The 13182-nt window shown below is 41.8% G+C and carries 6 protein-coding genes; all 6 read right to left on the reverse strand.

Annotated features, from left to right (window positions below):
* Positions 1–9: 9 nt before the first annotated feature.
* The 6 genes from HC965_RS14755 to HC965_RS14780 all read right to left on the reverse strand — a co-directional run bounded on the left by HC965_RS14755 (position 10) and on the right by HC965_RS14780 (position 13148).
* Positions 10–3198: a TonB-dependent receptor gene (locus tag HC965_RS14755; RefSeq protein ID WP_191032179.1), complete on the reverse strand. Its 3189-nt coding sequence runs from the start codon at positions 3196–3198 to the stop codon at positions 10–12.
* Between the two features lie 241 nt (positions 3199–3439).
* Entirely contained in the window at positions 3440–7399 is a 3960-nt protein-coding gene (locus HC965_RS14760; RefSeq protein ID WP_191032180.1) for a helix-turn-helix domain-containing protein, read from the reverse strand.
* A gap of 323 nt (positions 7400–7722) precedes the next feature.
* Positions 7723–9111, reverse strand: coding sequence for a phosphoglucosamine mutase (gene glmM / locus HC965_RS14765; RefSeq protein WP_191032181.1), 1389 nt, complete (start codon positions 9109–9111; stop codon positions 7723–7725).
* A 39-nt stretch (positions 9112–9150) separates the two neighbouring features.
* A complete protein-coding gene (locus HC965_RS14770) occupies positions 9151–9822 on the reverse strand; it encodes a DUF4827 domain-containing protein (RefSeq protein WP_191032182.1) in 672 nt (223 codons plus the stop codon).
* 118 nt (positions 9823–9940) lie between these two features.
* On the reverse strand, positions 9941–10978 hold the full coding sequence (locus HC965_RS14775) for a bifunctional oligoribonuclease/PAP phosphatase NrnA (protein ID WP_191032183.1): 1038 nt from the start codon (positions 10976–10978) through the stop codon (positions 9941–9943).
* Positions 10979–11024: 46 nt separating this feature from the next.
* Positions 11025–13148 (reverse strand): ComEC/Rec2 family competence protein, encoded by a 2124-nt coding sequence (locus tag HC965_RS14780; protein ID WP_191032184.1) that lies wholly within the window; start codon positions 13146–13148, stop codon positions 11025–11027.
* Positions 13149–13182 lie beyond the last annotated feature (34 nt).

Genomic DNA, 13182 nt, shown 5'->3' on the forward strand with positions numbered 1-13182 from the left:
GGTTATAAATTAAAAGCTAACATTCACTCCTACGGAATAAGTACGGGAGTTAGGGTATTTCGCACCATTATTCGTATTCAACTCAGGATCCCAAAGTTTGAATTTGGAGAATGTGAGAAGGTTGGTACCCATCACATATACACGTGCACTCTTCAGGAATGTTTTACTAATCAACTGTTTAGGGAAGTTATAAGATATCGTCAACTGTTTCAGACGTAAGAAACTCATATCTTTCTGCCACCAGGTACTTGTCTTCGTATTGTTTGTATTGGCTGAAGAACCGTAGTGTAGACGCGGATAGAAAACATTCTCGTTTGTAGGATCGTCAGCAGACCAACGGTCATCGATATTACTATATAAGTTAGAGATACCGGAAGCATCGGAGAATGGCATGATAGCGTCTCCACTCAAACAGCGGTCAGCCTTCGCCGTACCTGAGAAAATAGCACCGATAGAGAAATTACCAACCTGTAAGTCAGCACCGAAACCGTAGTAAATCTTAGGAACGTCTCCCTGACCAATCAGACATTTATCATAATCATCAACCACACCGTCACCATTCAAGTCTTTGTATTTAATATCACCCACTTGTGAAACCTGCCCTGGATAGTCTTCACCAAACTGTTTCGCATGGTCTATAATTTCATTCTCACTTGTGAAAAGTCCTTCGGCAACCCATCCCCAACGACCATTTACATTGGTTCCTCTTTTTTCCAACCAAGGATAGGCAACAGTTGGATCATCATTTTCGATAATCTTATCTTCGTTCCATGCAAAGTTACCACGAACCGTAAGGAAGGTTTTCTTTCCTAACTGCTGGGTATATTCCAAAGTAGCTTCAATACCTTTATTATCTACTACACCCAAGTTACCATAAGGCATTTCAATGAATCCTGCATAATCGGGAATAGTAGCACGGCTCAAGAAGATGTCCTTACGATGTTCCTTGAACAAGTCAACAGTGACAGAAAGGTTATCTTTCAAGAATTTCAGGTCGATACCCAAGTCCTGTTTTCTTGAAACAGACCATCCTACATTAGCACCATATTTGGCAAATCCCCAACCGGAAGTTGAATTATTCTCCGTACCAAAACGGTAACCATCCTGACTGGACATCTGATCCAAATACATGAAACGACGACCGGTCACCGCATCCGTACCTACCAAACCATCTGTGTAGCGTACTTTGAAGTAAGATACATATTTCTGCACCGGTTTCCAGAATTCTTCATTAGATACAGCCCATCCCACACCGATAGCTGGGAATACACCAAAACGTTTCCCGGGGCTGAAGTTCTCGGAACCATTATATCCCAAGTTGCCTTCGAGGAAGTAACGGTCATTCCATGAATAAGTAAGACGTGCTGCAAGTCCCTGTTGTTTATAAGGAAGTGAGTTTACAATTCTATCAGTAGCCGATTTGTCTCTTTCTTTTTGATTATCTTCCGTATAGCGACGTATTTTCTGATTATAAAGCACCAAACCACCCACACGATGTAATCCGAAAGCGCGTTCGTAATTCAATGAAGCTTCAAAGTAAGTGCTTCTTTCATTCACAGATTCAGTCTTATAAGAAAGTTCTTTGCTTCCTTGATACGTACGGCTCAGGCGGTAGGCACCGTTTTCATCAAATACATCGTCGTTCCATAGTCCGGACACGGCATCTTTCGTACCTGAATAGTAGTATGTGTCTTCACGTTTTTCGTAGTATAAGTTACGTTCATTCGTCACGTCAAAAGCAAGCATTGCCGATGCAGTCAGCCCTTTGCTCCATTTCCAGAAGCCCAGGTCTTGTGTCACACGGATATTTGAATTTAACTGGTTATTTGATTCGTTGGTATATCCGCGGCGTGTCAAGTCTGCGTACGGGTTACGGAAGTCTCCATTAGATGAAATACCCGGAATAGAACCATCTTCCATCATTAACGGCATATAAACCGGATTGATACTCATGGCTGCCTTGAACAAATCTTCAGATTTCTGCTGCGGGTAGTTACCCATCGACAAGTAACCTGAAAAGCCCAAGTCGATAGTTGTCGTTTCAGTCGGCTTTAAGTTCAGGTTGGCTGTATAGTTATAACGGTCATAGCGCATATTGGCATCATAATTTTCCATACGTGCCGTACGGGTCAAACCTCTTTCGTTGTAATAACTCAATGATACATAGTAAGTAGCATTGGGCACACCACCACGCACACTCATGTTTACACGGCGATTGTGTCCTAAATCATTAAACAACTCATCCATCCAGTTAATAGCCGGATAAAGATATGGATTATACATTCTTGAATTGTCATTCGGCAACAAGCCGTTTGCTTTCTTCGTTGCTGCCATATACTGATTGGTATACAGTAGTTTATTGTTTGTGTTCAGATTAGCCTCATTGGCAGCATCCATATAGGTATAAGCATCTGCCAGTTCGGGACGTTTGGTTAGCGTTACGAATCCTTCATAATAGTCAGCCGTAAATTGCGGTTTTCCTACTTTACCCGGTTTGGTTTTGATAATGATTACACCATTCGCACCACGTACACCATAAACGGCAGTGGCAGAGGCATCCTTCAGAATAGTAAATGATTCAATATCTTCAGGATCTATATTATTAAAGCCACGTTCTACTCCGTCCACCAATACCAAAGGCTTGGAGTTCTGTCCTGTGAAAGTGGAAATACCACGAATCCATATATCCGAATCATCATGTCCCGGTTCACCTGTACGCTGAACGGCTACCACACCTGCCAGACGACCTGCTATAACAGACGACAAATTTGCAGTCGGCATCTTGATTTCATCCATCTTCATTGAGGATTGTGCCCCGACTACCGATACTTTACGTTGGTGTCCGTATGCAACGACCACCACTTCATCCAGTGCCGAAACATCCTCTGCAAGGATAATATCGACTACTTTCTGTTTTCCAACTTTTACTTCTTGTGATTTATATCCTATATAAGAAACAATAAGAACCGGATTACTACTTGTCAGTTTAAGGTTATACTGACCATTTGTATCCGTAATGGTACCATTCGTTGTACCCTTTTCCTGAACGCTCACTCCTATGAGCAGTTCTCCTTTTTCGTCAGAGACACGTCCTGTGACCGGAGTGCCCTGTGCACACACTGTTGTACTGAATGCAATCAAAATTGCCAGCAGCCACAACGACCTTGTGTGATGTTTTTCCATTCCAAACAAATTCATGTTACTTGTTTTTTTTTATTAATACTAAGGTTATCAAACATGTTTAATTTCTTGTTAACGGAAACAAATTAAGACCTTTTTTACTTATTCCAAATCCTCTGGCGTGACAAAATGCAGGCAAAATATTTTTGGTAGGAAAGCACACAATGAGTACAATGAGAGCACAAGTTATTCTTCTCATTTACAACATCTTGCCACACTCTCAGTACAATGAGCGCACAATACAAAGTACAAGTGGAAATTAGAGATTCTTCTGCTGTTCGCGATAATCTTTGGGAGTCATGCCAAATTTTCGGGCAAATTCTTTATAGAAATAAGAACGGCTGGATATCCCTACATCGGAAATAACATCCTGAATTGAGAGATCTTCTTCCCTCAATAAACGTGCAGCTTTCTCCATCCGATAGTTTTTAATCAGGTCGCCGGGAGCTATTGGAGAGATTTCCTTGAACTTGCGATAAAACTGACGCGGGCTCATTGCCATGCGATCAGCTATCAGTGTAGAACCCAAGTCTTCCTGTTCGAGGTTCTGTTCTATCACTTGCAGCAGTTTGCGGACGAAGTCTACCTGTTCGGTTGTAGTACAGACGATTTGTCCTGCCAATTCACCTAAATCTTCCAGATAAATCTGTTTGGCTTCCCTCTTGCCATAAATAGATTTATGAATATCTTCTTTCAGGAAAAGAATATCATAAGGTAAAACAATATAAGAGTCAGACCATTTAATCAGCTCCCGCTGGATAGCGGAGCTGGCCTTCCATGTCAGCATCGGAATAAAAGCAGTCTTTGACAACACAGAGCGATTCTTGCCGATATACTCCATAAAAGTACTTTCGGCTTCTGCATACATTGCCATATCAACCAAAAATACTGCCGGAACCGAACGGCGGATTTCTTCCAATGCTATCTGCACACTCTTCACTGGGCGTATCGAATATTCTTCGGACAGCAATCCTGTTATCAGCCAAATCATTTCTTCACTATCTTCCAACAGCAGGATCGTCTTTTTCTCATCCGATTGAGACTCGTTTAGTATCGCAGGCTCAAAAGTAAGCATTAGTTTATGCTGGCCTGTTTCAGACACTCCATAATGGACAACAGTATGAAGCTGTTCCAAAGCAGACTGTACAAAACAGAGCATCAACTGAATACCGAAGGATTGGTCGACATCTTTCTTATCTGACACAGGACAAGGTGTTCCTTGCAATTGGTTACACAACTCTTCGATCCTGCCGTCATCAGCGGATATTACCAACAACATTTTATCTTCCTTCTCCTGCACACTCACCGTAATTCTGACGGATGAAGACTTCTGACAAACGAAATGATAACAATAGTAAAGAATACAGCGAAGAGCATTCTTATATACTGGGAAAGTGTAATTTTCGGGAATAGAGGATTGCACCGGAGAAATATCAAGACCTTCCGTCTTCAATGCACGAAGTACTTCCAAAGATACTTCCTGTATGCACATACGTGCGGACAGGACGAAAGTAGTAGGATAAAAATGTTTGAGCTTCTCAGAATACAAAGTCTCCGGATGAAAAAGGACATTCATCGCAGTTTCACGTATCAGCTCCACCTGTTCACGACGTTGTTCATAAGACGTGTTCTCTGCACGCAACTGGTCACAAGCATGATAAATAAGGGTAAAGCTATCAAGTAACCCACGACCATAACTACCGCTTACTGCTGTCTCTTTCTGACTTTCCGTATTGAGCAATCGTTTCAGTATCTGTTCATGAAGAATATATTTGCGGAGCAAATGAAGCAGATAGCCCACAAAGAGTACCAACAGCAGAACATAAAAAACATATGCCCATACCGACTGATACCATGGTGGAAGAATATGTATAGGAATGGAAAAGAATTTATACTCCGTATCAAATACATCTTTCTTATAGCGGACTTTAAAAGTGTAATTGCCCGAAGGAACTTCGGCATAAGATGCTTCATTGATGCTACTAAAGGAAGTCCATTGTTTATCGTATCCTTCCAGAATGAAAGAATATTCCACTTCTTCACCAGTCAGATAATCGGGTACGGCAAAAGAGAGTGAAAAGGAGACTTCTGCCCCTTTCAGTTGCAAGCTTTTCTCGTCAGACGCATAATGATCGCCCAAACTAACTTCTGTTCGTCCAATCCATAAACGACGCAGCAGGATATCCGGATAAAATTCAGGAGCGGCAGCTACCTTACGATCCAGATAGAGCAATCCATCGATTCCACCAAAGAAAAGATTACCTGTATAGGGACATTGATAATAGGCATCATCACTAAACTCTCCAATCTGCACACCCGCAGTATAATAATAATCATGTGAAGAGCCGTTTTTCGGATTATATTTGATAAGTCCACGGTTGGTTCCCAACCACAAGAAACCGTTATCATCTTCGAGCACACCATGTATCATGTCATTGAGCAATCCTTGTTCCCTACCGATATAGGATGCTTCTATTTTCTTTCCATGAAAGGTGAGACATACCAGTCCGGAAGTAGTTCCTACATATATTTTACCGTCATGGGCACGATGCAGACTCAATACATCATCCACCGATTTACGGAGCATCTCTTTCAGAGATATAACCTGATATTCTTCTGTCCGTTTATCAAAACGGATCAGTCCTTTTTCCCTGCTTCCCAGCCATAAAATAGAGTCTCCTTCCGCCAACATAGGATAGAACATTGTAATCTCCCGCTGCTCGTGAAAAAAATGATAGCGTTTCTGATGACGGACACTAATCGTTCCCGCTCTCTTATCAAGTACCATTTTATAAAAACCGACTCCTGCTGTAACAGTATAAAGCACGCTATCGCTTTCTTCATAAATATCATGTATCTCAATAGCCGGCTGCCCGGAAGAATTTTCCACCGGACGTAAAGCATCATCCTTGAAGGAGTAATAAAACAAACCCGGATTTCCCGCCCCAATCCAAAATCCATCCATGTAACGACTCTGAACTAATTTATAGGCATGGAACTCATGGTCCCATTTGACATATGAGGATACTTGTTGCTTTTTTCCCGGATAATATACAGTGGCACCCAGAGCCTCATTACCTGACGAATTTCGGAAATCGGGCAAATGCAAGACTCCATCTCCTTTCGTCCCGAACCAGAGTCCGCCATATTTGTCTGTCATCACTGAACGTACCTGCCTGCTCAATCCTGTCGATATACGGTTCAGCATCAGGTTGGTAGCGATAGAATATTTCTTGGCATATACAACAGCCCCTTGTCCGTCAGACGCAATCCAGAGCATTCCTTGCCGTGGTTCGCGGTAAAGTCCGTAAATACGCACATTACGATTGACTATTTCTTCTTCATACTTGCGTGACGTGCGCAGGCGAATCAGTCCGTTGGCACGGAAAGCTATAATAATATCCTCGTAGAAAGGAACGATTCCTTTTATCACTCCGTATTTCTGTACCAATGATGAAAGATTACGAATATAGATTTTAGATTTGCGGGAGATGTCATACATATACAAATCCCTGTCACAATCTATAAAACAGAAGATGCCACTCTGATAGAAAATATCCTCAATGGCTTTCGAATGGAATTTAGTAGTCGACACGGACAGTTTAGTCGATAAACTATCTGCATCGAAAGCATTCAGTGAGTAATGTTGAATTTGACCAGTGTGAAGGGGGAACAACCAGAGAACTCCATCATCCGTTACAAATGCACGCTGTTCCATACTGTCCATTGGCAAGGCCGGAGTTTGTGCCGAAATAAAACATTGATGATTGGTGTTATAATAATAAATTCCGTCACCGGCCAGTATCCATGTATTTCCCTGACTATTGGAATGTACATAATAATCTCCCGGAAAATCGTAATTTCCCACAACCTGTTTTGTCTTTTGCGAGAAACGGTTCACTCCCAAATGAGTGGAAATCCACAAGCAACTGCTATCCGCCTGTGAAATAGAGTGTATTACGTTATTGCTTAATGTCTTATTTGCCGAGAAGTCCGAGCGATACACTTCCATTGATTTTCCATCCCAACAGTTCACACCATCATATGTACCAAACCACATAAGCCCTACATTGTCTTGAAAAAGACAAAGTACTGCGCTATTAGACAGTCCTTGCTGATAGTCCACCTTCGAAAAAAAATAGGTATCCTTCTCATTATCGGCAATTGCAGTCAATGAACTGGTTAATGTGATAAGAAATATAATTAAACGTGTTTTCATCGTATTTCCTAAATTATCTTATATTTGTTTCAAATGAACAAATATCCATTTATCAAGTAATAGGAGACAAATATAGTAAATTAATAGCAATTACACTTCAATGATATATAAAAGTGACTTTTGGAATTTTCTCAACTATTCTCATGCCTATGAGAAAAAATACTCATTGTAATGAGAATAAATACTCACGACTATGAGAATTTATTCTCACCCCGGTGAGAATAATCCCTTGCCAGCACATCGTGTAAGATAATAAAAAATAAAAAGGGAAAGCTGTTTTATTAGCTTTCCCTTTTCTTATTTCCAATACGAATGAATGGTTATTATTTTGCTAACTCATTAATTACATCCATTATTTTCTGACCGATTTCTTCAGCAGCTTCCATTGTAGATGCTTCGCTATATACACGGATGATTGCTTCAGTGTTACTCTTACGCAAGTGTACCCATTTGTCAGCAAAGTCAATCTTCACACCGTCAATGTCGTTGATTTCTTCGTTCTTATAGATTTCCTTCACTTTAGCAAGGATGGCATCTACGTCGATTTCCGGAGTCAGGTCTACACGGTTTTTAGCGATGAAGTAAGGTGGGTAAGTAGCGCGGAGTTCGCTTACTTTCTTTCCTTCGTGAGCCAGGTGGCTGAGGAATAAAGCAATACCTACCAAAGCGTCACGTCCGTAGTGGCTGGCAGGGTAGATTACTCCACCGTTTCCTTCACCACCGATAACGGCGTTGGTTGCTTTCATTTTCGTTACTACGTTCACTTCGCCTACGGCAGAAGCACTGTATTCCATGCCGTACTTACGGGTTACGTCACGCAGGGCACGAGTAGAACTCAAGTTGGATACAGTATTGCCCGGAGTATGTTTCAGTACATAGTCGGCAACAGTTACCAATGTATATTCTTCACCGTACATCACACCATTTTCGCAAATCATTGCCAAGCGGTCAACGTCGGGGTCTACAACAAATGCTACGTCTGCTTTTCCACCTTTCATCAGGTTCATGATGTCACCGAGGTTCTTCTCTAGCGGTTCCGGATTGTGTTGGAAGTCTCCGGTAGGTTCGCAGTAGAGTTTTTCCACGTGTTTCACACCCAAGCGTTCCAGAAGTTCAGGAAGGATGATACCACCTACTGAGTTTACACAGTCGATAGCTACACGGAAGTCTGCTTTCTTGATAGCTTCAACGTCTACCAGGTCAAGAGCTAATACGCTGTCGATATGTTTCTGATTGTAAGTCAGGTCTTTGCGGTAAGAACCCAAATGGTCTACATCGGCATAGTCGAATTCTTCGGCTTCGGCAATACGAAGAACTTCATTTCCTTCGGCTGCATTCAGGAATTCGCCATATTCATTCAGTAGTTTCAGTGCATTCCACTGTTTTGGGTTATGTGAAGCTGTCAGGATGATACCGCCACAAGCGCCTTCCATCGTTACAGCCAATTCTGTAGTCGGAGTAGAAGCCAGGTCGATGTCTACCACATCCCAGCCCATTCCCATCAGGGTGCCAACGACTACGTTTTTTACCATTTCACCTGAGATACGTGCATCACGTCCCACAACAATCTTGTTGCTCTGCGCTTTGCAGGTCTTACGAATCAAAGTAGCATAAGCTGAGGTAAATTTTACAATGTCAAGCGGGTTCAGTCCTTCACCCGCGCCTCCGCCGATGGTTCCGCGGATGCCAGAGATAGATTTGATTAGAGTCATAGGTTCTTTTACTAAAAGATTTATTTAAATGTTAGTGTCTTAGCTTAATGCTTTACGGAACTCGGTGATATCATAGAAGAAAGGAGTTACGTATTGCTGTGCGGACTGGTGCCCCATCTTTGAAGGAACAATCAGACGCACATGAGCATTGTCACGCAAATAAGGTAATGATAAAAGCCATCCTTGCGGTACGGCGGTACTGCCGTACAAGGATCCCCACACAAAGCCCATGTCAAGGAATGTACCGGCCGAGTAGGTTTCTTTTTTCACATAAACGAATACAGCAGGATCAGCCCATAAATATCCGGCATCCATATATTCCTCTACAGGAATATTGAAAGCTGCAAGTTCTCGTGTATCGACATTTATCTCCTTATACCTAGTGCAGATATTGTCACGATCCTCAAATTTATACGCATTTTTATCATCTGCATTGTAATCTCCACGGTTTATAATCTGCATATATACTCCTTCACTGGAGAAAAAGACGAATTCATCATAGGCATCTCCGTTCGCTTTTGCTTTCGTCACGGTATCATTCCGTTCGAAATCTTCCACAGAAATCACATGAATCGCACTATCCTTGATGAACCTCTCCACTGCATTTTTCTCGTCTTCCAGCATTTCTGCATATGTCTTTGAGTTGTCGCATGCCTGGAACAAACTTCCGGCGGTTAACAAAGAGAGAAATAAAAATAAAAGTTTCTTCATTATCTGTTGTTTATAGCTATATTCCGCAAATGTATCGCAAAATCATTAAAAGCTGTAAGGAGATAGTTGAAAGTTCGTATCTTTTAACCTTTCCATATTCACTTTTAACCTTCCATTTTTAGCTTTTGGCTGTTAGTAGAGGTTTATATTTCTCAAGCGCTTTTTCGAAGAGTGCTTTGGCCTCTTCCATCGTTCCGAAAAATTCACCGCCGGATGCGTTCAGATGTCCGCCGCCGTTAAAAAATTCGGCAGCCAACTGATTGCATGGGAAAGTTCCCACCGAACGAAACGAAATCTTAATCATCGGCTTCTCGGTATCTTCCCGCAGAAAACAGGAGAAACAGACGTTTTTGATGGTAAGAGGGATGTTGACAAAGCCTTCGCTATCTCCTTTTATGTAGTTGAATTTGCTTTGCTCGGCTTTTGTTAGCGTTATCAACGCGGAGTTATAGTCCGAGTAAACCGTCATGTTAGACAATACGTATCCCATCAGTCGCAAACGGCTCTCGGAGTAGGTATTGTACACTTTACGGTAGATTTCATCTTTATCAATTCCTTTGGAAAGGAGTTCGCTTATGATGTAATAAATTTCACGATTGTTCGAGTTGTAGGTAAAGCCACCGGTATCTGTCATCATACCTGTATAGATGCATTCGGCACCTTCCTTGGATATATCACCGAAATAGCCCATCCGGCAAATCAGACGGAATATAAGTTCGGAAGTGGAGGATATTTTGGGATAAGACATCGTTATCCTACAGAAATCTTCGGGATACAAATGGTGGTCAATCATTATTTTGCGGGCAGGAGAAGCCGCTACGGCATCTGCCATATCGTCAATACGTTTCAATGCGTTGAAGTCCAGACAACAGATTACATCTGCTTCGGCAATCAGCTTGTCCGCAAACTCTTTATAACGGTCATACAAAAGAATGTCCTTACTGCCCGGCATCCATCTGAGGAAATCGGGGAAAGCGTTAGGTACGATTACGTTTACTGTTTTTTCCTGTGAATCAAGGAAGTGATATAAACCCAGTGAGGAACCAATGGCATCGCCGTCAGGAGATACATGAGATACAATTACTATTTTATCAGCTCGTTCAAACCATTTGGTAAAATGGTCTATTTTGGCTTGTTCTATTACTTTCGTCAACATATTCTTTTACTTTATCAGGGTGCAAATGTACGATAAATCTTTGTACTTAGAGCAAAAAGCAAACAGAACCTTCTTCGGATAAAGAGATAAAACGCAAACCGGATTGTTTGCATTCGTCTTCAAGACGGTTCCTGCGGTATTCTGAAAGAGAGGCATCCAATATGATACAGCCGGGAACAAAGAGTCGGGTCAGTTCTTCCAGATGTCCGTCATAACCTTTGCATAAGTAAAGATAATCAATAGTATATAACACAGAAACAGTCGATTTGTTCCTCCAGCGATTGTCGGTCACCATGCAGATACAGCATCCTTGCCAGGATAGCATTTGTTGTTGGCGGGAGAATGCGGTGGTCTCATAATCGGTAGTTATTTCTTTCGGCGGTAGAAGATGACGGTGGTTCCAATAGTTGGTTGCTGCCCGCTTCAGGAGTTGCTTGTCCGGAAGTGTATCGACATAGTTTATCCAAGAATGCCCGTCGCTTTCGATACAATGAACTGCCGGACAACCACGCACATTATAAAAAACCAGACTGGATTGCGGGCGGTCTATCCACAACATCGTCACATGACAAGTAGCCAATAGAAGGATAAAAGAAAGACAAGTTATCAGGTTTTTATATCGCCGGTTCATGTAGTAATAGAACAACAGAAACAAAGAGATGTAGATGCCGAAAACTTCCAACTGATATAGCCAAATTCCGTCTATGGATGAATAAGGGAGTTGCTCTATCCATCGAACAAAAAGATTCAGGGTTTCCAATAGTTTCTTAACTCCTTCTGCTACATAGGTTTGAATCCATGAAATTGGAGTGAGCAACAGCATGAATACAGCAATATATAGAATAATGGTAACCAATGGAATAACGGCCAAATTTGTTAACAGAAAATGTGTAGAGAAGCGGGAGAAGTAAAATAGAACCAGTGGTGCAGTGCCTAATTGCGCGGCAATGGACACACTCATCAATCCCCAAACGTATTTGCCTATTCTGCTTTTTATTGTAAACAAGTGGTAGATAGGTTGTTGAATGAGTAAAATAAAGGTAACCGCTACGAAAGAGAGTTGAAAACCCACATCAAACAACCATGCCGGATTACAAAGCAACATAAACCATGCGGTAGCTGCCAGTGTATTCAAAGAAAAAGACTGGCGACCAAACACATCTGCAAGAGCCAGAATAGAAAACATGGTGACCGAACGGACTACTGATGGTGAGAATCCGGTAAAGAAGGCAAAAGCCCATAATAAGACTATGAGAAAAAGGGAACGTAGACATCTACCTGCATTCCCTCTTTTGGCAACAGGTTGCAAAATAAAGAAAAGTAAAGCATATAAAAGTCCGATATGCAGACCGGACAGAGCAAGGATATGACTTGCGCCTGCTACTGAATAGCTCTCACGGATAGATTCACTCAGCTCTGTTTTGTCTCCTATGGTCAATGCGGAAAGTACAGCCAGTTCGTCACCATTAAATCCGAGTTCACGATAAAGAGAGATTATCTGTTCCCGATAAGAGTTGGCTATATTTCTAAGGTAAAGCATACTTGTTCTTAGGTAATGATTGTTCGTTGCATCCGGTCGCAAAGATAGATACAGGGGGTGTCCGCCTGAAGATAAGATAGACCATTTTCCGGATGCGACATAGCCTGTCCCACAGATTCCTTTCCTTATCAGATAGCGGGCATAATCAAATTCATCAAAGTTCTTATTATTTGCAGGCGGAGAGATACGGGTGGAGACTAACAGTTCATCACCAGTCCTTAATTGTGCAGCTGCCGAATCTCGTTTCAGATAAAGAATTGCGTTCCGGTCTATGGGATGGATACCGATAGAATCGCAATGTTCTTTCAAAAGTGTCCGGCAGAGGTAAGTATGCTCCTTTGCTTGGGGTGTATCCGTTATTAAAACCCGATAAATAGCTTCTTCTTGTGGAAAAGTGTAAATTGTTTGTTGGAATTGCTTGGTTATCCCAAGCCATCCACCTGTAAAACAGAGGGCTGTAATAGTAACTCCAAAACACCATCGTAGCGAATAACGTTTCAAGAAATAAAGGGAAAAGGCCAAAGCAAATAAGAGAATAAAGGCTAGAATACCCCAAATAAGCTCCGTCGAGCAACTGAAAAAGCGTTCTCCACAAAAAACGCCTGCTATCCAGGGGATAATCAGGCGCATATAAGTATATTTATGAATAAAGTTATTCACTCAT

Origin of the sequence: Bacteroides sp. GM023, from assembly GCF_014750685.1 — a bacterium.
In the GTDB taxonomy this organism is placed as follows: Bacteria; Bacteroidota; Bacteroidia; order Bacteroidales; family Bacteroidaceae; genus Bacteroides.

Excerpts from the sequence above, each read along its gene's own strand:
- HC965_RS14755 (WP_191032179.1), bottom strand. The coding sequence starts at position 3,198 with ATGAATTTGTTTGGAATGGAAAAACATCACACAAGGTCGTTGTGGCTG.
- HC965_RS14760 (WP_191032180.1), bottom strand. The coding sequence starts at position 7,399 with ATGAAAACACGTTTAATTATATTTCTTATCACATTAACCAGTTCATTG.
- glmM (WP_191032181.1), bottom strand. The coding sequence starts at position 9,111 with ATGACTCTAATCAAATCTATCTCTGGCATCCGCGGAACCATCGGCGGA.
- HC965_RS14770 (WP_191032182.1), bottom strand. The coding sequence starts at position 9,822 with ATGAAGAAACTTTTATTTTTATTTCTCTCTTTGTTAACCGCCGGAAGT.
- HC965_RS14775 (WP_191032183.1), bottom strand. The coding sequence starts at position 10,978 with ATGTTGACGAAAGTAATAGAACAAGCCAAAATAGACCATTTTACCAAA.
- HC965_RS14780 (WP_191032184.1), bottom strand. The coding sequence starts at position 13,148 with ATGCGCCTGATTATCCCCTGGATAGCAGGCGTTTTTTGTGGAGAACGC.